Source organism: Myxococcus virescens, from assembly GCF_900101905.1.
Taxonomy (GTDB): Bacteria; Myxococcota; Myxococcia; order Myxococcales; family Myxococcaceae; genus Myxococcus; species Myxococcus virescens.
In genome coordinates this window covers 347152-372312 of record NZ_FNAJ01000003.1, presented here as the reverse complement: position 1 = coordinate 372312, position 25161 = coordinate 347152, and the positions used below count along the sequence as shown (strand labels likewise).

General features: G+C 69.1%; 22 protein-coding genes. 11 read left to right on the top strand and 11 right to left on the bottom strand.

The annotated features are described in order from the left end of the window. Positions 1-56: 56 nt before the first annotated feature. Positions 57-2417 carry a hypothetical protein gene (locus BLU09_RS11835; RefSeq protein ID WP_186817714.1) on the bottom strand — a complete coding sequence of 787 codons (2361 nt, stop codon included), beginning with the start codon at positions 2415-2417 and terminating at the stop codon, positions 57-59. Positions 2418-2442: 25 nt separating this feature from the next. Here BLU09_RS11835 and plpQ point away from each other — a divergent pair, with 25 nt between their 5' ends. Together plpQ and BLU09_RS11825 are read left to right on the top strand one after the other, a co-directional pair. Beyond that, positions 2443-2841 carry a motility regulator PlpA gene (gene plpQ / locus BLU09_RS11830; RefSeq protein WP_002639025.1) on the top strand — a complete coding sequence of 133 codons (399 nt, stop codon included), beginning with the start codon at positions 2443-2445 and terminating at the stop codon, positions 2839-2841. 17 nt (positions 2842-2858) lie between these two features. Further along, positions 2859-3395 carry a DUF192 domain-containing protein gene (locus BLU09_RS11825; protein ID WP_090489356.1) on the top strand — a complete coding sequence of 179 codons (537 nt, stop codon included), beginning with the start codon at positions 2859-2861 and terminating at the stop codon, positions 3393-3395. 86 nt (positions 3396-3481) lie between these two features. On the opposite strand, the gene BLU09_RS11820 is transcribed toward BLU09_RS11825, so the two are convergent. From BLU09_RS11820 to BLU09_RS11810, 3 genes are all read right to left on the bottom strand, one after another. Next, complete coding sequence (locus tag BLU09_RS11820) at positions 3482-3742, bottom strand: hypothetical protein (RefSeq protein WP_090489354.1); 261 nt, start codon at positions 3740-3742, stop codon at positions 3482-3484. A gap of 195 nt (positions 3743-3937) precedes the next feature. After that, on the bottom strand, positions 3938-5125 hold the full coding sequence (locus tag BLU09_RS11815) for an EAL domain-containing protein (RefSeq protein WP_244171633.1): 1188 nt from the start codon (positions 5123-5125) through the stop codon (positions 3938-3940). Between the two features lie 106 nt (positions 5126-5231). Then, positions 5232-6458, bottom strand: a complete 1227-nt coding sequence (locus BLU09_RS11810; protein ID WP_244171632.1) for a hypothetical protein — start codon at positions 6456-6458, stop codon at positions 5232-5234. Positions 6459-6528: 70 nt separating this feature from the next. Between BLU09_RS11810 and BLU09_RS11805 the strand changes: the two genes are divergently transcribed. Then, positions 6529-7569 carry a zinc-binding dehydrogenase gene (locus tag BLU09_RS11805; RefSeq protein ID WP_244171631.1) on the top strand — a complete coding sequence of 347 codons (1041 nt, stop codon included), beginning with the start codon at positions 6529-6531 and terminating at the stop codon, positions 7567-7569. 7 nt (positions 7570-7576) lie between these two features. Here the strand turns inward: BLU09_RS11805 and ybaK are convergent, their stop codons facing one another. The 6 genes from ybaK to cglC all read right to left on the bottom strand — a co-directional run bounded on the left by ybaK (position 7577) and on the right by cglC (position 13902). After that, complete coding sequence (gene ybaK / locus BLU09_RS11800; protein WP_011552603.1) at positions 7577-8053, bottom strand: Cys-tRNA(Pro) deacylase; 477 nt, start codon at positions 8051-8053, stop codon at positions 7577-7579. A gap of 4 nt (positions 8054-8057) precedes the next feature. Continuing rightward, entirely contained in the window at positions 8058-9200 is a 1143-nt protein-coding gene (gene purK, locus BLU09_RS11795; RefSeq protein ID WP_090489347.1) for a 5-(carboxyamino)imidazole ribonucleotide synthase, read from the bottom strand. Continuing rightward, positions 9197-9694, bottom strand: coding sequence for a 5-(carboxyamino)imidazole ribonucleotide mutase (gene purE / locus BLU09_RS11790; RefSeq protein WP_090489345.1), 498 nt, complete (start codon positions 9692-9694; stop codon positions 9197-9199). Before purE ends, purK begins: the two co-directional genes overlap by 4 nt. Positions 9695-9885: 191 nt before the next feature. Next, on the bottom strand, positions 9886-11700 hold the full coding sequence (locus BLU09_RS11785; protein ID WP_090489343.1) for an AMP-dependent synthetase/ligase: 1815 nt from the start codon (positions 11698-11700) through the stop codon (positions 9886-9888). Between the two features lie 160 nt (positions 11701-11860). Further along, positions 11861-13291: a vWA domain-containing protein gene (locus BLU09_RS11780; protein WP_090489341.1), complete on the bottom strand. Its 1431-nt coding sequence runs from the start codon at positions 13289-13291 to the stop codon at positions 11861-11863. Between the two features lie 95 nt (positions 13292-13386). Next, complete coding sequence (gene cglC, locus BLU09_RS11775) at positions 13387-13902, bottom strand: adventurous gliding motility lipoprotein CglC (RefSeq protein ID WP_143043129.1); 516 nt, start codon at positions 13900-13902, stop codon at positions 13387-13389. Positions 13903-14172: 270 nt separating this feature from the next. Between cglC and BLU09_RS11770 the strand changes: the two genes are divergently transcribed. The 7 genes from BLU09_RS11770 (at position 14173) to pcnB (ending at position 23355) form a co-directional block, all read left to right on the top strand. Further along, positions 14173-15000: an outer membrane beta-barrel domain-containing protein gene (locus BLU09_RS11770; RefSeq protein WP_090489337.1), complete on the top strand. Its 828-nt coding sequence runs from the start codon at positions 14173-14175 to the stop codon at positions 14998-15000. Further along, positions 14997-15767, top strand: a complete 771-nt coding sequence (locus BLU09_RS11765) for an outer membrane beta-barrel domain-containing protein (RefSeq protein WP_090489335.1) — start codon at positions 14997-14999, stop codon at positions 15765-15767. The genes BLU09_RS11770 and BLU09_RS11765 overlap by 4 nt, the downstream gene beginning before the upstream one ends. Continuing rightward, positions 15764-17788 (top strand): adventurous gliding motility protein GltC, encoded by a 2025-nt coding sequence (gene gltC / locus BLU09_RS11760; RefSeq protein WP_090489333.1) that lies wholly within the window; start codon positions 15764-15766, stop codon positions 17786-17788. Before BLU09_RS11765 ends, gltC begins: the two co-directional genes overlap by 4 nt. Before the next feature lie 93 nt (positions 17789-17881). Continuing rightward, entirely contained in the window at positions 17882-19168 is a 1287-nt protein-coding gene (locus BLU09_RS11755; RefSeq protein WP_090489331.1) for an MFS transporter, read from the top strand. A 10-nt stretch (positions 19169-19178) separates the two neighbouring features. Then, entirely contained in the window at positions 19179-20216 is a 1038-nt protein-coding gene (gene plsX, locus BLU09_RS11750; RefSeq protein ID WP_090489927.1) for a phosphate acyltransferase PlsX, read from the top strand. Beyond that, the gene (locus BLU09_RS11745) at positions 20213-21253 is read left to right on the top strand and encodes a phosphatase domain-containing protein (protein WP_011552614.1); all 1041 of its coding nucleotides are present in this window, start codon (positions 20213-20215) and stop codon (positions 21251-21253) included. The genes plsX and BLU09_RS11745 overlap by 4 nt, the downstream gene beginning before the upstream one ends. Before the next feature lie 404 nt (positions 21254-21657). Beyond that, the gene (gene pcnB / locus BLU09_RS11740) at positions 21658-23355 is read left to right on the top strand and encodes a polynucleotide adenylyltransferase PcnB (RefSeq protein WP_090489329.1); all 1698 of its coding nucleotides are present in this window, start codon (positions 21658-21660) and stop codon (positions 23353-23355) included. A 130-nt stretch (positions 23356-23485) separates the two neighbouring features. Here pcnB and dinB read toward each other — a convergent pair whose 3' ends face one another. Beyond that, the gene (gene dinB, locus BLU09_RS11735; protein ID WP_090489327.1) at positions 23486-24694 is read right to left on the bottom strand and encodes a DNA polymerase IV; all 1209 of its coding nucleotides are present in this window, start codon (positions 24692-24694) and stop codon (positions 23486-23488) included. 48 nt (positions 24695-24742) lie between these two features. Here dinB and BLU09_RS11730 point away from each other — a divergent pair, with 48 nt between their 5' ends. Further along, positions 24743-25156: a secondary thiamine-phosphate synthase enzyme YjbQ gene (locus BLU09_RS11730; RefSeq protein ID WP_090489325.1), complete on the top strand. Its 414-nt coding sequence runs from the start codon at positions 24743-24745 to the stop codon at positions 25154-25156. Positions 25157-25161: the final 5 nt, after the last annotated feature.

Genomic DNA, 25161 nt, shown 5'->3' with positions numbered 1-25161 from the left:
CTTGCCAGGCTGGCACGTCACCGCTGTCTGGCTGCCTGCCTAGCCGAAAAGCGTGGCTAGCGGAAAGCCTGTCGTGGCACCAGCAGTCCGCGGAAGGTCTTCTCCTCGAAGTCGCAGCGCTCCCGCCACTCGTCGGCGGAGGCCCGGAAGGCGGCGCCAAAGTCCGGTAGTGCACCGACCTCGTGCCGCACCGCGCCGCAGTCTCCTGACAGGTAGGCGGACTCCACCCGCATGCGCAGGGCTTCGCGGCGGAGCGCCTCCGGCAGGCCTTCCGCCGCCAGGGCTTGTTGCAGGTAGCCCGTGGCCAGCACGGGCGAGCCCACCTGCTGCAACCGGCGCCCCATGAGGTAGTTGAGGAACGGGTCTGTGGGCACCGCGGCCAGGGCGCGTGCGAGGATCAGCAGCCGCACCTCGTCCTGGCCGGCCCGGAAGTACGCGTCGATGGGGGCCTGGCGCACGGCGTCCTCCATGGCGGCGAGCTTCACCTGGGCGGTGCGCGTCAGCTCCGGCCCGGCGTCCTTCGACAGCACGGTGTCGAGGAAGCGGCGGGCCTCGCCGGGCTGGTCGCGGCGCAGCGCGACGTCCGCCCGCGCCATGGCCACCTCCGCCTCCAGCACGGCCTGGCCCTTCATGCGCTCGCCCACCTCGGCGAGCACGGCGTCCGCGTCCGCGTAGCGCTCCAGTTGGGACAGGGCGACGGCCTCACCGATGCGGAAGCCCGGCTCTTCGGGCTGGAGCTCGCCGGCGCGGCGGTAGCGCTTCAGCGCGTCCTCGGGGTCACTCGCCAGCGCCTGCCGGGCGGAATCCGACAGTCGCGCCACCTCGCGAGCGCAGGCGCGGGTGAAGAGGCTGCCGGTGCGGAAGCGCGCGAAGGCCCTCGCCACGGAGGCTTCGTCCAGGGGGAGCGCGTCCACGTACTGCTCCCACTCGGTGACGAGCTCTCCCAGGGGACGGCCGTAGGCGGCGTCGAAGTCCGCATGGGCATACACGGCCCGCAGCCGGTCCGCGCCATAGGTGTCCGCCAGGTAGCGCAGGAACGAGCCCGCCACCGTGTACGCGCGCGCGGGTGCCGACTGGTAGAAGCCCTTCGGCCCCATCAGCTTGCGCATGTCCGGCGCCAGCTTCTGCCTGCGCATGCCCGCCGCCCACTGGTGCAGCGTGAGGTCGCCCTGCACTGGGCCGTCCGCGGCGACGGCGAACCCCTCGATGACGCCCATGAGCGGCCAGATGCCCAGCCGGGTGGTGACGCGGAAGGGACCGCTGCCCGCGGGGGCCGCCATGACGTGCGCCAGCTCATGGTGGAGCACGGAGTGGGGGAAGGGCCGGTCCTGGATGTGCAACTCGTGGCGCCAGGGCTTGGCGAACTGGGTGCGGCCGGCGCCCACCAGGCGCTGCTTCTCGTGCTCGTCGCGGTAGAGCCAGACGTGGATGGGCTCGGTGGGGGCCACGCCCAGGAAGTGCCGCGTCTGGGCCCAGCGGAACTCCAAGTCCCTCGCGAAGCGGTCCACGTCCTCGTGCGGCTTGCCTTGCCAGTAGTGGAAGACGAAGTGCTCCGTCTCCCGCAGGCCGCCGAGCTCCTGAGTGAGCCACGCATCCGTCATCCGCAGGCCCATGGCGGGGCCGCGCGCCTCCATGAAGGCGATGGCGGCCAGGGGCAGCACCAGGGCGGCCAGGGTGGCGCGGCGCAGGCCGGCGCGGCGAAGGCGCCCGGTGCCCAGGTCCAGCAGGGCGCAGGTGAGCCCCGCGAGCACGGTGACCCACAGCAGCGTCTCCAAGCGGAACCAGCCGAGCGCGGCGGAGACACCCAGCGCCTCGTCGTAGAGGGGCCCGGGCATGTGTCCCAGGAAGTGGTTGAAGGCGAACACCTGGGGCCCGGCGACGATGGGCCACGCGGTGGGCACGGCGGAGAGGAGGATGAGGAGGGCGTACAGCCCCGCGGCCCTGCGGGGGCGCTCGGCGGTGAAGCCGCACAGCACGCCCGCGGAGGCGGCCAGCGCGGCCGAGGGGAGGGTGAGCATCGGATAGAAGCCCACCAGTGCGAACGGGTCACACGCGGTACGCAGCCAGGCGAACAGGGTGGCCACCAGGAAGGGGGGCACCAGGACGCCGACGTTGAGGAGCAGGGCAGTGCCCAGGGCCCGGCCCACCGCGCCGCTGGGCGTCTGCGGCCGGAGGGCGCCCGGTGGGGTCGGGGAGGTGCCCAGCAGGATGCGACGCTCCTGGGCGGCCGCGGCGATGCCCATCCCCCCTCCGAGCAGGCCGACGGCGATGGAGAGAGCCAGGCTCAGCTCGAAGCCGGGGACGCCAAAGAGGGGGAGCAGGACGAGCGCCGAGCCCCCGCCCGCGAGCAGGAGGACGGTGGCCAGGACGGCAGGGCGACGCAACAGGCCAGAGGCGCGGGTGAGGACTTGCCGCATGGCCTCTCCTATACTCCCGGCCAGCATGTCCGAACAGAAGACAGGTCCAGAGCACCGCCAGAACGGGCGCGCGCCCATCGAGCTGAAGGTCGACTACAAGAAGCTCAACTCGTTCTTCGCGGACTACACGAAGAACATCAGCAAGGGTGGCACGTTCATCAAGACGAAGAAGCCGCTGCCCATCGGCACGCGCTTCCTCTTCAAGCTGACGGTGCCACACCGGGAGGCCCCGTTTGAATTGCTGGGCGAGGTCGTCTGGTCCAAGGCGGACGCGGACGAGCCCGGCATGGGCATCCGTTTCATCTACAGCAGTGAAGCGCAGCGGGTGGAGTTCGAGACGGTGGTGGAGGGGCTGATGTCCGACAGTCTCGGCGGCGAGCTGACGGAGAAGCTGCTCAACAAGCCGCTGCACTCGCACTCATGAAGCACGGCCTTCGGTGGATGGTGGTGGCGGTGCCGTTGCTGGCATCGGGCTGTCAGCAGGAGGCGCAGGGCAGCGCGCCTCGTGCCACGCCGAAGGCAGCAGCGCCCCGTCCGCGCGTCACCGACGTCACCGCCGAGGACTACGTCATGCAGCCGCTTCCGCGTGGACATGTGCGGCTGGAGGATGCCTTCGGCGGAGCGCGCCGGGTGGAGGTGGAGATCGCCGCGACGGCGGGCACACGTGCCCGGGGCATGATGTGGCGCAAGGAACTGGCGGAGGGGAAGGGCATGCTTTTTCTCTTCCCCCACGAAGAAGTCCAGGGGTTCTGGATGCGCAATACGCTCATCCCGTTGGACATGATTTTCATTACGTCCGACCTGCGCGTGGCGGGCATCGTGTCACGCGCGGTGCCTCGCTCACTGGAGTCCCGCTCCGTGGGCGTACCCAGCCAGTACGTGCTGGAGGTGCCCGGCGGCTGGACGGAGAAGGTGGGCATCCGCAAGGGCAGTCCTGTCCGCTTCGAGGGCGTGGCGGGTATGGCCATCGAACCCTGAGGAACGTTCATGACCTGGCGTCGCGCATCGACGCCCATTGGAACGCCCTGCAAAAGGCCAGGCTTCGGAGCTGAGTGAGCCCTGCCTCATTTCGATGGGGTGCGTTTCATGGCTTCCTGCCAGGCGCGTTCGAATTCCTCCGATGGGATTTCGTACTCCTCACTCAGGTCGAGAACCTCGAACGGTTGATCCGCAAGGTGTTCGAGGTGTTTCTCGTCGCCCCAGAGCCACGTTTCTCCGTAGATTTCAATCTGCCGGCTCGGCCAGTCCCCCGTGATTTCCATGTAGCAGATGCCTTCTCCGTACTCGGATTCTGCATCTCGTTTGAAGTACCGCTTCGTGCTCAAGGGGGCTCCTGCAGATGGCGCTGATTGCGGGACGTCTGACGGGTTGTGGCGGCGTGGAACTGGAAGACGCCGAGCAGTCCCTCGACACGAACCTTGTCGGGCAGTCGGGCTGTACCTGCGGCGGTGCCCGCGTGAACCGGGGCAACAAGGTCGGACGGCCGCGTCGTGCGCATCGCGCCGCAGCCGTGTCCGTCATCAGGCCGGCGTGCGCCGTTCCAGCAACTCCGTGATGCGGCGAATGAGCTGCTGCATGGTGACGGTACCCAGGAATCGCTTCTGGGCATCCGTGACGACCACCGGGTCATAGAGCGCTTCGGGCGCGCGCTCCATGGCGAGCCGCGCCAGGGTGGTGAGCGCCATCCGGTCCTCGACGATGAGCGGAGCCACCTGCGCCGCGCCCTTTGTGGCCGTCGCGCGCCGCAACACCAGCGCCTCCAGCCGTTCGCCATGCAGCACGGCGACGTGGTCCACGTCGGCCTTTTGCTGGAACAGCCGCTCCAGCTCCTCGGGCGTCACGGGCCGCTCCACGCAGTTGCGGCGGATGACGATGCTGCCCACCGTCTCGTCGTCCTCGTCCTCGCGGAAGTCGAGCGCGCGCATGGCTTCATGGCGCCGCGCCTCGAACTCGACGCTGGGAAGCACGGGGACGGGAGCGGGGCGGGCCACCAGGTAGCCCTGCGCGTGCCGGATGCCCAGGCGGAGCAGCACGGCCAGCTCGTTCCACGTCTCCACGCCTTCCGCAATCAGCGTCGCGTTGACGCTGGCCGCGAAGGACACCAGCGACTTCACCAGGTGCTGCTGGTAGCTGTGCCGGTGGATGTCCCGCACCAGCGCCTGGTCCAGCTTGATGAACTGCGGCGCGCTGTTCACCAGCGTCACCAATCCGGAGTGCCCCGCGCCGAAGTCATCCAGCGCGATGCCGAACCCCAGCGCCGAACACTGCCGCGTCAGCCGTTGCAGCAGCGCGTTGTCCTCGAACGCCGCCTTCTCCGTGATTTCGAGCACCAGGTTCTTCGGGTTCAGCCCGTAGCGCGCGAGCAGCTCCTCCGTGGAGCCATCCCCGAAGCGCGGGTCGCTCAGCACGTCCGGGCTGACGTTGAAGAAGAAGGGCGCGCTGCGTTGCGCCTCCGGCAGCGTGGAGATGCAGCGCAGCGCGGACGTCCAGCACGCGCGCTCCAGCTCCCACGTGTAACCTTCCAAGCGCGCCTGCGTGAAGAGCACGTGCGGCTCGCGGAACTCGCCGGGTCCTCGCGAAAGCACTTCGTGCCCGATGACCTCGCCACGCAGCAAGTCCACGATGGGCTGAAACACCGAGGTGACGCTCGGCTCGTCACCTTTCCACAGCCAGGCGGGGGCTGGTGCGGAGGAGAGGGGCAGGCTCATGTGTGGAAATTGTAGCCGAACCCACCGCAGGCTCCATGCCCTCCCCGAAAGAAGCTGCAAGGCCGCATGTCACGGGGGCACTGCACCAGGGCCGGAGCCCCGGCGCTCAAGACTCGCCGACCCTCGGCTGCCCGCTTGCCGGGCCAGACGCCGGGCCTTCCTCGCCCTCGGCCTGTCTGACTTCCAGCGGAGGCGAGTGCATGGAAGCCCCTTGAATCATTGAAGATACGTCCTCCATGGAGTGGGCCTCCTCGCGCTGGAGGGAGGAGAGGGCGCGGAAGCGGCGCGCCAGGGCGGACAGCTCCGCGGCCTTGAGTTGGGCCTGGCCGCTGCGCAGTGACAGCAGGGCCACGCGGGCCCGTTCCAACTGGGCCACCTCTGCCCTCAGGCGGGCGAGGATGCGCTCGCGCCGTTGTTTCAGGGTGCCCAGCCGCTCCACCTCCTCACCCAGGGAGGCCGCGGCCAGCTCGAGTTGGCGTCTCGCGATGGCATCCGTGCTGGCGCGGGCGCTGCGCTCCAGGTCTTCGCGCTCGGCCTGGAGGTCCGCTTGCGCGCGCTCCTCGATTTGGGCCTCCACCCCCGCCCATTCAGACGCGAGCTCCGCGGCGTCGCGCGTCATCTTCCCCAGGGTGCGCGCCAGTTCCTCGCGCGCGGGCTCGCGAGGGAGCATCGCCAGGGACTGTCCGCATTGCCGGTACAGGTTCAGCGCCCGCTCGGTCAGCGCACGGAAGTCACCGGCGAGCTGCGGCAACAGCGCCTCCACGCGCGCCTCCACAGGGTCCGCTGACAGCGCCAGGTGCGCGGCCACCGCGCTCAATCCCACGAAGAGGCCCAGGATGCCGCCCGCCACTCCCGCGCTCAGCAGCGCCGGCGTGGCCAGGTCCGCCAGTCGCGCGGAGAAGACGCGGGACACCTCCATGCCGCCCAGCGTCAAGCCCGTGCACAGCGCCGCGCCCAGTCCGAAGTGGAAGAGGGTGGGGCGGGCTTCCGCCACCTGGCCATTCTCTCCGCGCTCACTGAGTCGCGAGCGCACCAGCAGCGCCCCCGCCGCCGCAGCGCTGAACGCCACCGTCCATCCTGGGGCCATGCCCAGGGCATAGGGCAGCGCGGTGAGGAGTACTCCCAGCCCCCCGAGCAGCACGCGGTCCCACTTGTCGCCTCGTGCACACCCGAGCACGACGGCAGCGGGGACGAGCCACGCCAACGGCAGGGGCACCCCGACGCGTGTCAGGGCCAGATGCAACACGCCGGCACCGGCCCCGGCAGTGAGCGCGCGCGTCACGGTCTGCTCGAAGGCCTCGCGATGATGGAGCTGCAATAGAGTGGCGTTCATCGACTCCCCACGGATGTAGGCCGGGCAGGAACTGTTCCTTTCACGCATGGGTGGCGAAAAAGGTCTGCCGATGAAGAGCCCCGTCGTTCCCGAGACGATGCGCGCGCTGGTCCTCACCGCCTATGACGGACGGCCGGAGTCCCTGCGCGTGGAGTCACGGCCGGTGCCTCGGCCCACCACGGGCCAGGTCCTGGTGCGCGTGGCGGCGGCACCCATCAACCCGGCGGACCTGATGTTCGTGCGTGGGCAGTACGGCATCCGCAAGCCGCTGCCCGTGGTGCCGGGCCTGGAGGCCAGCGGGACGGTGGTGGCCTCGGGCGGCGTCGCGGGCCGGCTCCTGGTGGGGCGCCGCGTGGCGTGTGTGGCGCCCGGCGAGGGGGACGGCTTATGGGCGGAGTACGCGGCGGTGCCCCTGGGGCAGTGCCTGCCGCTGCGGGGCCACGTCTCCGACGAGCAGGGCGCCAGCCTCTTCATCAATCCCTTCACCGCGTGGGTGTTGATGGCGCGTGCGAAGGAGGGGGGGCACACCGCGCTGGCGCAGACGGCCGCCGCGGGCACCATGGGACGGATGCTGCTGGCGCTCGCGAAGCGCCGGGGCGTGGCCATGGTGAACGTGGTGCGGCGCCCGGAGCAGGTGGCCCTGCTCCAGGACCTGGGCGCGGAGTACGTGCTGAGCACCCACGAGCCCGAATTCGAGGAGCGGCTGCTCCGCGTATGTCACGAGCTGAAGGTGTCGCTCGCCTTCGACCCGGTGGGCGGACGGCTCACCGGGCAACTGCTCCACGCGCTGCCGGAGGGCGGCACCGTCATCGTGTATGGCTCGCTCTCCGAACAGGAGTGCCGCATCGCGCCCGGGGACCTCATCTTCGGGCGCAAGCGGGTGGAGGGTTTCTGGCTGTCGGAGTGGCACCGGCAGGGCTTCGGCGCCGCGCAAATCAAGGCGCTGATGGGCGTGCCGTCGCTGGTAGGGCAGACGCTGGAGACGCCCGTGCGCGCCCGGCTCCCGCTGGAGTCAGCGGGCGAGGCGGTGCGTATCGCCTCCGCGGACATGACGTCCGGCAAGGTGCTCTTCGTTCCCGCGCAGGGGCAGGCACCGGGCGAATCACCGTGAGCCGGGCTCAGGCCTTGTCGCGGGAGATGGGGCCCGTCTTCGCCTTCGTCACGCGCAGGTAGTCCGCGGGAGCGAGCACGAGCTGCGTGCCACGCACGCCCGCGGACACGGCGATGGCGTCGAACAGCTCCATCGTCTCGTCGACGTACACGGGATAGTCCTTCTTGCCGCCGATGGCCGTGCAGCCGCCCCGGATGAATCCGGTGAGCGGCTGGAGCTCCTTGAGCGGCACGGTGTCCACCTTGCGGTCTCCGCTGAGCCGGGCCAGCGCCTTCAGGTCCAGCTCCGCGTTGCCGGGCACCACCGCCATCAACACGCCGGTGCGGTCGCCGCGCGCCACCAGCGTCTTGAAGACCTGCTCGGCGGGCATGCCCACCTTGGCCGCCACCGACTCCGCGGACAAATCCTCCAGGTCCACGTCGTAGTCGCGCAGCGCGTACTTCACGCCGAGCGAGTCCAGGAGCCGGGCGCTGTTCGTCTTCACGGCTTCACATCCCCAGTGCGGTGGCGGCGGCCTGCACGCGGGCGAGCGCGTCCTCGGGCGAGCTGCCCACCGCGGACAGGTGCCCCATCTTCCGGCCCTTGCGCGCCTCCCGCTTGCCGTACAGGTGCAGGCGGACGCCGGGCATGGCCAGCACCTCCTGGAAGCGAGGGCCGCCGTCCTTCAGCCACAAGTCGCCCAGCAGGTTGACGATGGCCGCTGGACGCACCACCTCCACGGAGCCCAGCGGCAGGTTGCACACCGCGCGCACCGCCTGCTCGAACTGCGAGGTGAGGCACGCCACCTCGGTGGAGTGGAAGCTGTTGTGCGGGCGCGGCGCCAGCTCGTTGACGAGCACGCTGCCGTCCTTCAGCAGGAACAGCTCGATGACGAGCAGGCCTTCGACCTGGAGCGACTCGGTGATGCCGCGTGCCAGCTCCGTGGCCTTGTTCAGCACCGCGGGCGGCAGCGGTCCCGGCAGCAGCGACCACGCGAGGATGCGCTCCTCGTGGTGATTGAAGGCTGGCGGATACACCGCCACTTCTCCATGGGGGCTGCGGGCCACCAGCACGGACAGCTCGGACTGGAGCGCCAGCGCGGCCTCCACCACCACGGAGCGCTCACCCAGCTCGCGCCACGCCTGGGCGGCCTCGTCCGCAGAGGTCACCTCTACCTGCCCGCGTCCGTCGTAGCCGCCCTCGCTGGACTTCACGAAGCAGCGTCCCCCCAGCGCCTGGATGGCTTCGGCCAGCTCCGCGGCGGAGTGCGCCTCGCGCCACGGGCCCAGGGGAAAGCCGCCCTTGGCGAGCCAGCCCTTCTGCCGGCCCCGGTGCTGAATCACGCGGAGCACGTCCGCGCCCGGGCGCATGGGGGTGTGCCGCGCCACCGCTTCCAGCGTGGGGAGGGGAATCTTCTCGATTTCGAGCGTCACGGTGTCGCACGCGCGCGCCAGCGTCTCCGCGGCCGCCGTGTCACCGAAGGACGCGGTGACACACCGGTCCACCACGGAGTGGGCCGGGCAGTCCGCGTCCGGGTCCAACGCCTGGACCTGGAAGCCCAGCGTGCGCGCGGCCAGGGCCATCATCCGCCCCAACTGGCCGCCGCCGAGCATGCCAATCGTGCCGCCGGGCAGCACCACGCGGGGGCTCATGACAGCTCCCGGTGCGCCAGCACTTCGTCCGTACGCGCCTTGCGCCAGGCCGCGAGCCGCTCGCGCAGCTCCGGGTACTTGAGGCAGAGGATGGCCGCGGCGTGCAGGGCGGCGTTGGCGGCGCCCGGCTTGCCAATGGCCTGCGTTCCCACCGGCACGCCCTTGGGCATCTGGACGATGGACAGCAGCGCGTCCAGGCCGCTGAGCAGCGTGGTGGGCATGGGCACGCCAATGACGGGCAGCAGCGTCTTGCTCGACACCATGCCCGGCAGGTGCGCCGCGCCGCCCGCCGCGGCGATGATGACGGACAGCCCCCGCGCCTCCGCGGTGGACGCGTACTCCATCATCCAGTCCGGGGTGCGGTGGGCGGACACCACGCGCACCTCGTGTGGGATGCCCAGTTCCTTGAGGATGTCGACCGCGGGCTGCAGGTGCTCCAGGTCGCTCTTACCGCCCATGATGACCCCGACCCACGGGGTGACCGTGCTCGCCATTGGTGTGCGCGCCTCCGTGCGCTGTCCCGCCGAAACCAGGAGGAACGCGGAGATAGGGCGGGGGGATTCCGCGGGTCAACACGGAAAGGTGCGGGTGACGAGGATGACACGCCGGCCTTCCCGCATTCCCGGTGCGCACTCGCACACAGGGTGGGGCAGGGGGATGAGCCCCTGCCCGCCACCCAGGGCGGCTAGGCCGCGGAGACGCTGCGGTCGCTGCCCTCGCGGTAGAGGGCTTCGATGGCGTCGTTGTAGCGGGCCACGACGTTGCGGCGCTTCACGCTCATCTTGGGGGTGAGCATGTCGTTGGCGACGGTGAAGTCCTCGCTGATGAGCAGGAAGCGCTGCGGGCGCTCATAGCCCTTCACGTCGCGGGTGAACTCGTTCAACTGCTCACGGTAGAGCTGGAGCACCTCGGGACGCTTGAGCAGCTCCGGCATGGACGTCGTGTCCAGGCCCTTCTCCGCGGCCCACTTCTTCAGCGTGTCCACGTCCACGACGATGATGGCCACGTTGTACGGCTTGTTCATGCCGTGGACCAACGCGTTGGCGATGTAGGTGGAGAGTGCCAGCGACTGCTCGATGGGGCTGGGCACTACGTACTTGCCGTTCTCCAGCTTGTACTGCTCCTTGATGCGGCCGGTGATGTAGAGGTAGCCGTCCGGATCCAGGTAGCCCATGTCACCGGTGCGGAAGCCGCCGTTCCCGGTGAACACCTTCTCGTTCTCCTCGGGCTTGTTGTAGTAGCCCATCATCACGTTGTGCCCGTGGACGACGATTTCGCCCTGCGTCGCCTCGCCGGTGGCCGCCGTGTCGATCTCCACGCGAACCCCGGGCAGCGCCTTGCCCACCGAGCCGATCTTCCGGTTGTTGGGGAAGTTGGCCGTGGCGATGGGCGACGTCTCCGTGAGGCCGTAGCCCTCGTAGACGGTGATGCCGAGGTTGTCGATGAACTCCGCCACCTCCTTGGAGATGGCCGACCCACCGGAGAAGGCGTACTTCAGCCGCCCGCCGAAGCGCGCGCGGACCTTGGAGAAGACCACCTTGTCGAAGAAGGCGTGCTGCAGGTCCAGCAGGCCGCTCGACTTGCCCGCCTCCGCGAGCGCGCGCCGCTGGGCCGCCACCGCGAGGCCGCGGTGGAACATGAACCGCGTCACCGCCTTCTCGCCGGCCATGCGCTTCTGCAGGCCGTCGTAGATGCGGTTGAAGATGCGCGGCACGCTGAACAGCAGCGTGGGCTTCACCTCGGAGAGGTTGTCGATGATCTTCTCCACCGCCTCCGCGATGGCCATGGACGCGCCCATGGACAGCAGCGCGTGCAGCTCCACCGTCTGGCCGAAGACGTGCGCCCAGGGCAGGAAGGCCAGGGAGCGGTCCTCCGTCCCCATGGGAAACACTTCGTGCATCGCCGACACGTTGCGGGCGATGTTCGAGTGGCTGAGCATCACGCCCTTGGGCTGTCCCGTGGTGCCCGACGTGTAGATGAGGCCGGCCAGGTCCGTCGGCTTGGGGCTCACCAGGGGCGTGGGCGTCTCGGCGCCCCGCCGCAGCAGCGTCGCGAAGCTGTCCGTGTCGCTGGTGGTGCCGCTGAAGCGGATGATGTGCTCCAGGTGCGGCAGCTCCGCGCGTACGGCCTGGATGCGCTGCGCGATGTCATCCGTGGCACAGAAAACGACCTTGGAGCCGCTGTCGTTGAGGATGAACTGCAGTTCCTTCACCTGCTGTGATTCGTACATCGGGACGTAAGCGCCGCCGAGCGTGTACGTGGCGTACGCGCCCACCGCCCACTCCAGGCGGTTGTTGGAGATGACGGCCACGCGGTCGCCCGCGCCCACGCCCAGCTGAGCGAGCCCACCACGCAGGTCGTCGACCATCTCTCCGAAGCGAGAGTAGGTCGTCCAGACCCACTGGCCGTTCTTCTTCTCTCCGAAGAGGTCACGGCTGCCGAAGGTGGAGGTGCTGCGCTTGAAGATGTCGATGAGGGTCTGGAACTGCGGGAGCTGCATGAGGGGGGCTCCACTCGGAAACAGGTTGGTTTGAGGTGCCGCAGCTTAAGGCTGAACGCCTCCTGTGTGGGCCCATTCCTGAAACTTCACGCCCCACCTGCACACAATCGTGAACACGACGCAGTGCGGCGGGGCGTCTGGGTGATGTGCGGGACGACTCTCAGTACGTGGAGCCGAGCTTGCCGAAGCTCTTGAGGGCCTTCACCTTGCTCTTCTTCACGAGCGAGCGCCGGGCCTCTTCGCCCTCCGCGCTGTCGTACTCGTCCATCACCGCCCGCTGTTCGGCCTGGTCCGCCGCCACCGCGGCGCTGCCGGACACCGCGCTGGCTTCGTCAAAGAGCGCCTGGTTGCGTTGCAGGTAGAGCTTCGCCTCGTCCTTGCGGCCCTCGCTCAGGGCCTCGGCCGCCTTCTGCATGTTGACGGCGCTGCGCGCCCGGGCGGCGTAGACGGTGGCCTCGCGGTCCTGGCGGGCGAGCACCTCCTCGCGCCGGTTGGTCACCACCGCGGACAGCGAGGCTTCGTTGGCCACCTCTGCGTCACGGATGAGGTCCGTGTACGCCAGCTTCAGGTCCAACACGCGCGCCGTCCGCCCCACCGAGTCCCCGGTGACGTTGAGCCGCACCACCACGCGCTCCAACTGGCCCGCGGAGAAGTCGGGCAGCGACACGTGCACCTGATTGCCGGACTGGCTGGCGCGGTAGCCCAGCACCTCGCCCAGTGACGTGCCGGGGGGCAGGGTGAAGGTCATCGTCACGCCGCGCGCCACCGTCGTCCCGGCCTGCTGCAGGTCCTTCTGGAAGAGGGTGGAGAGCTGGGCGGCGTCCTCCAGGAAGCCGTAGGCGCCGGCGCCGTACTCGGCGAAGGCCTGCATCAGGTCCTCGTTGAAGTCGGTGCCCACGCCGATGGCGCTCAGGGTGATGCCGGTGGCGCGCAGCTCCCGCGCCATCCGCGTCAGCTCCTCGTCGGCGGTGAGGCCCTCGGTGGGCTGGCCGTCGCTCATGAGGATGAGGCGGTTGACGCCGTAGGTCCGCTGCGCGGTGGACAGCTGATAGCGCCCGGCGGACAGGCCCGCGCCGATGTTGGTGCCGCCTTCGTCCCAGATGCCGTCCACGTACTGGAACATCCGCTCGCGGTTGGCGGCCGTGGCCTCCAGGGACGGCAGGCTCTTCACGTCCGAGCCGTAGTGGATGATGGCCAGCCGGTCCTGGTCATTCAGCAGCCCGATGAGGTGCCGCGCCGCCTGCTTGGCCTGGGCCAGCTTGTAGCCGCTCATGGAGCCCGAACGGTCGATGACGAGCGCCAGATTGACAGGGCTTCGCTGTGCCCCCGGCACCTGCGCGCCCGACAGGTCGAAGGTGGCGAACACCTCGGAGGTGCCCGCGGGGACGTACGGATGGGACAGCCGGCTCGTCAGCGTCAGCGAGCCCACCGTGGCAGGCACGACGGGGGGCGGGACGGGCGGCGGTGGCGTGGGGTGGGCGACGATGATCGGCTTCGGCGGGGGCGGGGTGCCCATCTGGGGCAGTCCCAGCACCAATGCGGTGAGCGCGAGACCGCCAGCCAGACTGAGGAAGACGACCGTACGGTTCATGAGGCAGGGCTCCTTGCGGAAACAGCGCGGGCCCTCCCTTTACGAACCAGTCGCGCGGAAAGGTCTACCCCTCCGCGCGAAAAGTGTCGGGTGGGTCAATCCGGGATGAGCGCGCCGGCGCAGAAGAAGGGCGAGTTGTTCTCGCCGAACGTCCGTCGGTAGAAGGCCTCGTCCGCGGAGCGGAGTGCATCCAGCGTGTCCTGATCCAGCAGCATCGGGCGGCACGACATCCGGCCGGGCAGGTCCGGATTGACGTCGTCGGTGTCCGTCACGTCGCACGAAGACGCGCCCTCGACGCAGGGCTTGCTGCAGTAGCCCATCGCCGGAGCATTCTCGTTCAGTGATCCATCCTCATTGAGGGCCCGAGGGTAGTCCTGGTCCCGAACGCAGATCAGATCCTCGCAGTTCACGGATCCGAACGAGATGAAGTCCTGCTTGGCCGCGATCTCCTTTTCCAGGATGGCGACGGCCACATCACTACCGGCAGCCCGTTCCTCGGGGGTTGCCTTGCGCACCAGCGTGCAGGGCTTGCCAATCTCGCTGGCCACCTCACAGCCACCCAACAGGAGCGCGGCGGACATCATGAGGGCGGTTCGCACGAACATCTTCATGGGACCTCTGACCTCTACAAAGGGGGGATGGGGCACGGGACCTCGGGGCCCGCGAGCCTCAGGAGGGTAGCACAGCCCCCTGGAACACCAACGCCCCCGTACGGCGGTACAGCGGGTGGAATTGTGAAGGAATACCGGAGGGATAGGCGGTAACCGGGCTTGCTCAGCGCGGTTGATGGTTGGGAATACGACCGATAGGATGTGCAAGCCGAGAGTCGCGCTGAACCCCCGGTGGCAGTTACGCCCCCCTCCCTCACGGAGCCTCCGGATTTGAACCGCCCCAAGTTGCTGCTCGCCCTGTGTCTGGTGCCCGCACTGGCATCCGCCCAGAGCCAGGAAGGCATGGGACTCGACCTCACCGACGAGTCACAGGCCGAGTCATCGCAGGATGCAGAATCACCCGCGCCTCCTCCGGTGGAGGAGGCCACACCGGCCGCGGCGTCCCGCCCCGCGGACGAGCCATTGGAAGCGGATCCGCAGTTGCCGCTGACGGACATCACCCAGGAAGACCGGGTGAAGAGCGTCCAGCGGAAGGTCTACCTCAAGAAGGGCCGCTTCGAGCTGACGCCGCTGGTGAGCTTCTCGGTCAACGACCCCTTCTATTCGAAGGTGGGGTTGTCGGTCCGGGGCGCGTACTACCTGGCGGACACGCTGGCCATCTCCGCCCGGGCCTCGCTGATGCAGGTGTTGCCGTCGGATGACGTGCGCACCGCGAAGCGGACCTTCAACAGCAAAATCTACTACTCGGTGCCCCAGTGGTCCGCGATGGGCGACGTGGAGTGGAGCCCCATCTACGGAAAGGTGGCGTTCCTCAACTCCATCCTTCACTTCGACGGCTACCTGCTTGCGGGTGCGGGCGTGGTGAATACGGAGACCTCGGCGCTCCCCGGGCGAGGCCTCAACCCGGCCGCTGACCTGGGCCTGGGCATGCGCTTCGTGGCTCAGGACTACATCGCCGTCAACGTGGCCCTCATCAACACCTCTTATGTGGATCAGCCCCTGGGCAGCAGCAAGGGCGCCATCCAGAACGTCATGACGCTCAACGCAGGCATCTCGCTGTTCCTGCCGTTCAAGTCGACGGGGAGGGACTCGGAATGAAGCGCTTCTTCCGTGTGCTCCTCGCCCTCTGTCTGACGGCGCCCGTGCTGGGCCTCGCCCAGACCACCGAAGAGGCGGAAGCCGGCGACGTGTCGGAGGTCGACAAGGACCGGCTCGGGCCCCTGCGCGAGCGCGTCCGGCCTGTCTCCGGCCACGTCTTCCTCAAGAAGGGCCGCTTCGAGTTCAGCCCGTCCGCGACGCTGTCGCTGCGCGACGCGTTCTACAGCAAGTACATCTTCGGCGGCACGCTGACGTACCACCCGATGGAGACGTTGGGCGTCAGCCTGCGTGTGGGCTACGCCATCAACACGGTGGCCGGCGCGGCGCAGAAGTGCACGTTCGGGGACGGAGGCGAGGGCTCCACGCGCGGTTGCGTGCCGCCCACGCTCGACGAACTGGACGGGAACGCGCCGGGGCAGATCAAGCTGCTGGGCGGCGCGGACGTCCAGTGGGCGCCCATCTACGGCAAGGTGTCGCTGCTGGCGGAGGCCTTCGTCCACTTCGACCTGTACGGCATCGCGGGCGCCTCGGTGGTTCAGTACCGCGGTCCCGGTGACTCGCCGGGCGCGGAGGCGCAGAACTACCTCACGCCGGGCGCGAACCTGGGGGTGGGCGCGCGCTTCTTCCTCAACCGGTGGATCACGCTGCGCACGGAGCTGCGTGACCTCGTCTACGTGGAGAAGGGCACCGCGGAGTCCGGCAACTACTTGCGCAACCAGCTCCTGTTCGAGCTGGGTGTCTCCTTCTTCTTCGGGTCCGAGTCATGATGCGCTCCTTCAAGCTCATCCGTGTCGCCGTCGTCGGGCTGTCGCTCGCGTGGACGGCCCCCTCCTACGCGCAGAACTTCGAGGGCCTGGACCTCTCCGGCCAGTCCAAGAAGAAGCGCACCACCCCCAAGAAGAAGAAGCCCACCCGCAAGAGCCGCGCCGACAAGGCGAAGCCCGTGCCGGTGCAGGAGGAGGACGCGGACGACGATGCCGCCGCTGCTTCCTCCAGCGAAGCGCCCACGAGCGTGTCTCCCGCGGAGACGGCGCCCGCTGTGGCCCCTTCCACGCCCGCGCCTACCCCGGCTTCGCCTCCCGCGAACACCGGGAGCATGGGCATGGGCCTGGACCTGACGCAGGAGGCGCCCAAGCCGGCCGCGCCCACCATGTCCTTCGACGCGGTGGACGTCTCCGGCAAGACGGCGGACCGCCAGCGCCTGGACGTGGCCGTCAGCCTCTTCAAGAACGACGAGTACGAGAAGGCCTCCATGGCGGCGCACGAGCTGCTGGAGGACCCGAAGCTGGCGGGCCTGCACACCGAGGCGCGCTACGTGCTGGCCAAGTCGCTCTACCGCATGGGCATGTACCACTCGTCCCTGGGCGAGTTCTCCAAGATCCTCTCCCTGGGCCCGTCCACCAAGTTCTTCAAGACGAGCCTGGAGTGGCTCTTCTTCATCAGCCGCAAGACGAAGAACGAGACGGTCATCCTCGACGAGATTGCCCGTCACGCGAACCAGGAGTTCCCCGAGAAGTACCGCAACGAGTTCCGCTACCTGCTGGCGCGCTACCACTTCGTGCGTGGCCGCGCGCTGGACCAGGTGGGGCAGCCCGAGGAGGCCGACAAGAGCTTCTCGGAGGTGAAGCGGCTGGCGCTGACCATTCCGCGCACCGACCCGTTCTTCCCTCGCGCCAAGTACCTGGAGGGCCTGTCCTCCTTCCGCAACGGCAGCCGTCAGAAGGACGCGGCGGCCAAGCGCGCCAACGGGGAGATGCTGGCCGCCATCGAGGCGATGAAGGAAGTCGTCCGCCTCACGCGTCCGGTGCCGGGCAAGACGGTGGACCAGGCGAAGATGGACAAGTCGCTGCGTGAGCTGGCCTTCATGCAGCTGGCCCGCACGCACTACGGCATGCAGCAGAACCGCTTCGCGCTCTTCTACCTGGGCAAGGTGGAGCGCGGGAACACCCAGTGGCTGGAGGCCCTCTTCGAGTCCAGCTGGGCCAACTACCGCGTGGGCCAGTACGAGCAGGCGCTGGGCAGCCTCATCACCCTGTCGTCGCCCTTCTTCCGCGAGGAGTACTTCCCGGAGGCGCTCATCCTGAAGGCGGTCATCTATTACGAGAACTGCCGCTACCGGGAGTCCAACATCATCCTCCAGGACTTCGAGCGCACCTACCTGCCCGTGCACGACCAGTTGGAGGCGCTGGTGAAGAAGAACATGGAGGCCAGCGAGTACTACTCGGTGCTCTCCGACGTGCAGAAGAAGAACAAGGACGGCCTGGAGAAGAACGAGACGGACATCATCCTGGAGCGCATCCTCCGGCTGGCCCTGACGGACCAGGACCTGCGCAAGACGAACGACTCCATCCTCGAGCTGGAGGCGGAGATGGACGCCTTCGCGAACCGGGCGGACACCTTCAAGTACTCCGAGCTGAGCAAGTCCCTGCTGGAGGGGCTCAAGGTGCAGCGCACGGCGCTCATCTCCAAGGCCGGCATCATGGCCAAGGGCAAGCTGGAGACGGAGCTGGTGGCGCTCAAGCAGCTCTTGGCCAACGGCCTGCGCATCAAGTTCGAGACGACCACCAAGGAGAAGGAGTTCCTGGAGGAGCAGCTCAAGGCGGGCGGCCGCACGGCCATCGTCAAGAAGTACAAGTACTCCGTCGCCGTGCAGGACGACCAGCTCTACTGGCCGTACGAGGGCGAGTACTGGCGTGACGAGCTGGGCACCTACCAGTACACGATGACCAAGGGCTGCATCGAGCGCGACACCGCGAACCGGAACGTCCAGTCCGCCGAGGCGATGTAAAGCCCTTCGGACCCGGGACTTCTCCCCCATTCGAGCCGCCGGGGCGCTATCTTCGCGCTCCGGCGGTTTTCTTTTTCAGCAAAGGGGCAACTGGTGGTGCGGCGGGCGGCGTCACTCCGTGTCGTTTTCGGAATCGTGGCGCTGGACCTCATCGGGTTCGGCATCCTGATTCCCCAGTTGGGGGTGTACGGCGTGCGGTTCGGTGCCTCGCCCTTCACGGTGGGGTTGCTCATCTCCGTCTTCTCGCTGATGCAGCTGGTGTCGGCTCCGATACTGGGCCGGCTCAGCGACCGGTACGGCCGCCGGCCGGTGCTGCTGGTGAGCCAGGTGGGCTCGCTGCTGGCGTACCTACTGTTCGCCTTCGCGCAGTCGCTGCCGCTGCTCTTCCTGGCGCGTGTCATCGACGGCATCTCCGGTGGCAACATCTCCACCGCACAGGCCGTGGTGGCGGACATCACCACGCCGAAGGACAGGGCGCGGGGTATGGGAGTCATTGGCGCGGCCTTCGGGCTGGGCTTCGTGCTGGGACCGGCGCTGGGCGGCTTCCTGGGCGCCTGGGGTGGCAACCTCGCCATCGGTCTGTTCGCGGCGGGGCTGGTGGCCATCAACCTGACGGGCACGTACTTCTACCTGCCGGAGACGCGGGTGGAGGGGCGCCCGGGGGAAGGGCACGCGCGGACGCTGAAGGGCGCCACGCTGGCCATGAGCCTGCCCGTGGTGGGGCGCTGCCTGGTGCTGATGCTGGTGTTCACCACCGCCTTCGCGCAGATGGAAGGCACCTTCTCCGTCTACCTGCTGACGCGCTTCCTGTCGTCCGGGCCGGTGCCGCTCCAGGAAGGCGGGCTGTTCCTCCGGGCGGCGGTGACGGACCTGGACGTGCTGCGCGAGGCCAGCCTGCGCTCCGGTTGGCTCTTCGCGGCGATTGGGGTGATTTCCGCGGCGGTGCAGGGCGGGCTGGTGCGCCGGCTGACGGGAGGGCCCGGGAGCGCGCCGGGGCGCGAGGCGCTGCTGGCCACGGTGGGCTTCGGACTGACGGCGGCGGGGCTGGCCCTGTTGCCCGTCGCGCCGGATTATGCGTGGCTGTTCCCGGTGATGGGGTTGTTGGCGGTGGGGTCGGCGCTGGTGACACCGTGTCTGTCCGCCCTGGTATCTCTGCATGCCCCGCCGGAGCGGCTGGGCGCGGTGCTGGGGGCGTACCAGGCCTTCGGCTCGCTGGGGCGGATTCTGGGGCCGGCGCTGGGAGGCTGGCTCTTTACCCGGCTGGGGCCCGCGGCCCCGTACGGGACGGCGGCGGGCATGGTGGCGATGGCGGGGCTCCTGGGATTGTCCCTGGTGGCCCAGACGAGAATGGCAGGCGCGGGGGCCGAGCAAAGGTCCTAAGATGGAGGACATGGTGGGGACGCAGCCGCAGCCAGTGACGATTGCCTTCGATGTCATGGGAACGGACCACGGCCCGGCCGAGGTGGTCCGGGGAGCGGCGATGCTGTCGCTCGAGTCCCCCCACATCCACACGCTCCTGGTGGGGGACCGCACCCTCATCGACGACGCGCTGGCGGAGACGAAGCACAACGGCGAGCGCATCTCCGTGCAGCACGCGGCGGACTTCATCGGCATGGACGAGAAGCCAGGCGAGGCGCTGGCGCGCAAGCCGAACGCGTCCGTGGCGGTGGCCGCGCGGCTGGTGGCGGAGGGCGAGGCGCAGGCGCTGGTGTCCGCGGGCAACACGGGCGCGGGCGTGCTGGCGTGTGCCCGGCACTTCCAGCTCATCCCCGGCGTGCGGCGCGCGGCGCTGGCCACGGTGTACCCGACGCGCTCGGTGCGCGGCGCGAAGGGGGACCCGTTCTCCCTCATCCTGGACGTTGGCGCCACGGTGGAGGCCACCGCGGATGACCTGGTGACGTTCGCGGTGATGGGCTCCGCCTACGCGCGCATCATCTCCCAGAACGAGCGCCCCAAGGTGGCGCTCCTGTCCAACGGCATCGAGCCGCAGAAGGGCCCGCCCCGCGTGGTGGAGGCCCATGCCCGCCTGTCGGAGATGAAGGACATCCACTTCATCGGCAACGTGGAGGGCATCGACATCCCGAAGGGCACCGCGGACGTCATCGTCACCGATGGCTTCGTGGGCAACGTCTGCCTGAAGATGCTGGAGGGCGTCCACGACACGGTGGTGGAGCTGGCCCAGTACGCCTACAAGGAGAGCCTGCGGTGGCGCGCGGGGCTCGCGATGTTGTCCAGCGGCATCCAGCGCATCAAGGACATCACCGACTGGAACCAGTACGGCGGAGCCCCCATCCTGGGGTTCGATAAAATCTTCATCAAGGCACACGGGCGTTCGAAGTCGCGGGCCATCGCCAACGCGGGGAAGGTCGCGGCGAAGGTGGTGTCGAACAACCTGGGCGCTGCCATCCGGGAAGGCCTGAAGAAGTGAGCTTGCCGGACCGCATCGACCCGCGTCCGCCCCGGCGCATCTACCGCTGGGATTTGGACAAGACGTACCTCCAGACGGAGTTCGACTCGCTCCGTGACCTGGTGCGGACGGCGTTCCAGAAGGCCCACCAGAAGGTGGCCGTGCCGGGCGCCAGCGCGCTCATCCGCGAGCTGTCGGAGAACGGGGACTCGCGGCTGTGCATCGTCTCCGGCAGTCCGAAGCAGATGCGGGCCGTGCTGGAGGAGAAGCTCAAGCTGGACGGCGTGCGGTGGGACGAGTTCGTCCTCAAGGACAACGTGGGCAACCTGCTGCGCGGCCGCTTCCGGGCCCTGCGCGGTCAGGTGGGCTACAAGCTGCCCGCGATTCTGGAGAGCCGGGTGCACGCGCCGGTGGAGGCGGAGGAAGTCCTCTTCGGTGACGACGCGGAGGCGGACGCGTTCATCTATTCGCTCTTCGCGGACCTGGTGGCGGGCCGCGTGGACGAGCGCGTGCTGTCGCAGGTGCTGGAGGCGGGCGGGGTGTACCCGGACGACGCGCTGCGGGTGCGCGAGGCGTGGAAGAAGATTCCGGTGGGCGACCCGGTGCGCCGCATCTTCATCCACCTGGACAGGCTGACGCCCCCCGCGCACTTCACGCCCTACGGACCGCGCGTGGTGCCCATCTTCAACTACTTCCAGGCCGCGCTGGTGCTGCTGGCGGACGGCCACCTGACGGCGCCGCAGGTGCTGAAAATCGCAGTGGAGATGGTGCAGACGGCGGGCCACAACATCATCACCCTGTCCAACTCGTTCCAGGACCTGCTGCGGCGCGGGCTGCCGCTCCAGCAGGCGGCGGTGGCGCTGTCCCAGGCGCTGGAGGGGCCCAACAAGCTGCTCGCGGCGATGCGGCCCATGCCGGACATCCTGGCCGCCTTCAGCAAGCGCCTGGCCGCGCTGGGCACGCCGCCGCCCCCCCCGCCGGTGCAGGCGGTGGACTACGTCTCCCTCATCCACCACGCGCTGCCCCGGAACCACAAGGGGCGCACCAAGCCGCAGTAGGGGCTGGCCGCTCGGCTGCCCCTCGGGTGGGCCTGCGTTCCCCTCGCGGGCCGGCCCCAGAACGTTTCCGGCGGACGCTGTGTTGATACAGGACACAGGCCCGCGGCCCCCACGCTTCGCGCGTGCCCTGTCCCCTGGTTGGGAGCAGGAAAGCGGGCGGGGGAGCCCGCTGCCCGGTGACATCCGACAACAATGTCGTCCATCGCTACTCCCTACCCGGAGGATGCGGTATAGACGGCAGGCCTACAAGCGCCCCGATGGGGTGTCCCTGGCTGATGACACGAGATTTGACTGAGACGCCGCCTGCCGGCGGTCTGCTGCCACCTGCGCCCGAGAATGACGCGCGCGAGGTTGCCTCTACCGAGGCGGCAGGGACTTCCGAGCGCGGCGAACAAGAGGTTCCCATGAACTCCCAGCTGGAGCTGTCGGCGCACCCTGAAGAGGACAGCGCCTCCAAGCCCGTGGCCGCCGACGAGCAGGCCCCCACTGAAATCCCCTCGATACAAGTCGCCACCCCCGCCGAGCCGCCTCCGGCCCCCGCCTACGCGGATGCCGAGGACGAGGACGACGAGGAAGATGACGACGAGGTAGACCCGGCCGAGTCGGGCCTGGACGACGCCGTCCTGGGCGCCGAGGCCGCGCTGGCCGCCGCCGAGGCCGAGGACGCCGCCGAGGCCCGGGGCGAGGACGTCGAGGAAGTCCCCATCGTCCTGGAGCCCGAACCGGAGCCGACGCCCGATGAGCGCGCGCTGCACGCGCCCCATGTCCGGCCCAGCGGCGAGCCGGCGGAAATCGACCCCGATGAGCTGGACCCGGACGCCCTCAAGGTGGTGCTCCGCCTGCACCAGCACGGCCATCAGGCGTACATGGTGGGCGGCTGCGTGCGTGACCTGCTGCTGGGGCGCAAGCCGAAGGACTTCGACATCGCCACCAGCGCGACGCCGAACGAGGTGCGCGGCATCTTCCGCAACTGCCGCCTGATTGGCCGGCGCTTCCGGCTGGCGCACGTCTACTTCAAAGGCGGGAAGATCATCGAGGTCTCCACCTTCCGTGCGAATCCGACGGAGCTGGAGCACGCGGCCAACGGCGCTGAGGATGAGGGGGACGGTGAGGACCTGCTCATCACCCACGACAACGTCTTCGGCACCGCGCAGCAGGACGCGCGCCGCCGTGACTTCACCATCAACGGCCTGTTCTACGACGTGGCCGAAGGGCGGGTCATCGATTACGTCCGGGGCCGCCGTGACCTGGATGAGCGCTTCATCCGCACCATTGGCGACCCGGAAGTGCGCATGCGCGAGGACCCGGTGCGCATCCTGCGCGCGGTGCGCTTCGCGGCGAAGCTGGGCCTGGACATCGAGTCGCGGACGTACGCGGCCATGGAAGGCGCGGTGGAGGACCTGCCCCGCTGCGCGCCCGCGCGTCTGCTGGAGGAGACGTTCCGCCTCATCCGCGGCGGTGTGTCCGCGCCGGCGCTGAAGCTGCTGGACGCGCTGGACGCGCTCAAAATCCTCCTGCCGCCCGTCAACGCGTACCTCAAGCAGCACGGCAAGGAAGGCGAGAAGACGTTCTACGCCTTCGCGGAGTCGCTGGACCGGCGCGTGTCCGCGGGCGAGCCGCTGGACGACGCCATCCTCCTGGCGATGTTGCTGATTCCCATCAGCCGCTCGACGGGGCCCGAGGAGCCGCAGGAGGGCCGCCCGTCCGTGTCGCAGGTGGTGGAAGACCTGCTCGCGGGCTTCGTCCAGTCCGCGCGTCTGCCGCGCCGCATCGCCGAGCGCTGCCGCATGCTGCTGCTGGCCCAGCGCACCCTGTCCGGTGAGCGCCGTCGTCGCAGCGCCGCGTTCAAGCGGCACCCCCTCTTCAGCGAGGCCCTCACCGTGTTCGAGATGACGGTGGAGGCCACGGGCGAGAATCGCGAGCAGTTGGAGGCGTGGAAGGCCGGCGAGGTGCCGCAGCCGCGTGCCGCCGCCGCAGAGGGGGAGGAGTCCGACGCGGGAGGCCAGCGCAAGCGCCGTCGCCGTCGCCGCCGCCGCCGTCCCTCGGCGAACGGCTCGTCCGGTGAGAGCGCCGGTTCGTCCTCCGAGTCGGGCGACGCCTGACTCGAGGTCGCGTCCGTGCTGTGAGGGCACCGGCTCGGCTTCCGGGTCGGGCGCTGCCTGAGTCGAAGTCGCTACCGTGAGGTGTGGGCCGCTCCGCGAACAGGCGTGAGGCCCCACCCGTACCAGGCCCTCAGTCCTTGGGCCCGCCCTTGTCCACTGGGCGCTCGGAGCGGTGTTCGGCGCTGTCGGTGGCCTCGCTGCCGGCGATGTCCGCGGTGGTGATGGCCTTGCTGCCAAACCGCTCGGCAATCTTGTCCAGCGCCGCGTTCAGCTTCGCGGTGCGTGGCGGGGCGGCGGGGAAGAGGCCCAGCTGGGGCGGCTCCTCGTCCAACTGCACGCTGACGCCGGTGAGCCGCAGCGGCTTGCCCTGGTGCGACTTGTCCAGCAGCTCCAGCGCCGCGCGGTAGAGCGTCTGCCCATCATCCGTGGCCTCGCGCAGCGTGGTGCGCCGGGTGATGAGCGTGAAGTCCGCGAACTTCAATTTGAGCTGCACCACGCGGCCCTTCAGCGCCGCTCGCCGCAGCCGCCGGGCCACGCGCAGGGCCTGGGCGTGGACGTGTGGCTTGAGCGCGTCCACCCCCACGAGGTCTTCGTCGAAGGTGTCCTCCGCGCCCACGCTCTTGGCGGCCCGGTCCGGCACCACCTCGCGCGTGTCGATGCCCTGGGACAGCTCCCACAGGTGCCGTCCGCTGGAGCCCAGCCTGTCTTCCAGCCAGTCCAAGTCCCGGGCCGCCACGTCGCCAATCGTCTTCAGCCCGGCGAGCCGGAGCGCCTCCTCCGTCTTCGGCCCCACGCCCCACAGGCGCGACACCGGCAGGCCCGCGAGGAAGGCCACCGTCTCCTCGGCGCGCACCTCCCGCTGGCCATTGGGCTTGGCGAGGTCGGAGGCAATCTTCGCCACGAACTTCGCCGTGGCGACGCCCGCGGAGGCGGGGAGGTTCAACTCGTCGGCAATCTCCTTGCGGATGCGCCGGGCGATGTCCGCGGGCGTGCCGAAGAGGCCCACCGACGCCGTCACGTCCAGGAAGGCCTCGTCGAGCGACAGCGGCTCGATGAGCGGCGTGTAGCGTTCGAAGATGGCGAACACCTGCTCGCTGGCCTCGGCATAGGCGGCGAAGCGGGGCTTCACGACGAGCGCATGGGGCGCGGCCTTCGTCGCACGGGCCATGGGCATGGCGCTGCGCACGCCGAAGGGGCGCACCTCGTAGGAGGCGGCGACCACGACGCCGCGCTGGGCATGCCCGCCCACGATGAGCGGCTTGCCCCTCAGGGCCGGGTTGTCCCGCTGCTCCACGGATGCATAGAAGGCATCCATGTCCACGTGGATGATGGCTCGCATGGTGTGAGTCACTTTAACGGGGCACTCTGACGCCTGGCGGAGACGGAGATGAAGAGCCTGACGGAGTACCTGTGGTTCGAAACCCCGCAGCGGCGGGAGCTGGTCCGGCTCACCGACACCGTGACGGCCCTGGTGCGCAAGAGTGGCATCCAGGAGGGAATGGTCCTCGTCTCCGCCATGCACATCACCGCGGGCGTCTTCGTCAATGACGACGAGCCCGGTCTCCATGAAGACATCTGGGAGTGGCTCCAGCACCTGGCGCCCGCCGGTCCCGACTACCGCCACCACCGCACGGGCGAGGACAACGGCGACGCCCATCTCAAGTCACTGCTGGTCCACCACCAGGTCATCATCCCCGTCACGGGCGGGAAGCTGGACCTGGGGCCCTGGCAGCAGGTGTTCTACGCCGAGTTCGACGGCCAGCGCCGAAAGCGCGTCATCGTCAAGGTCATGGGCGAATAGTGGAA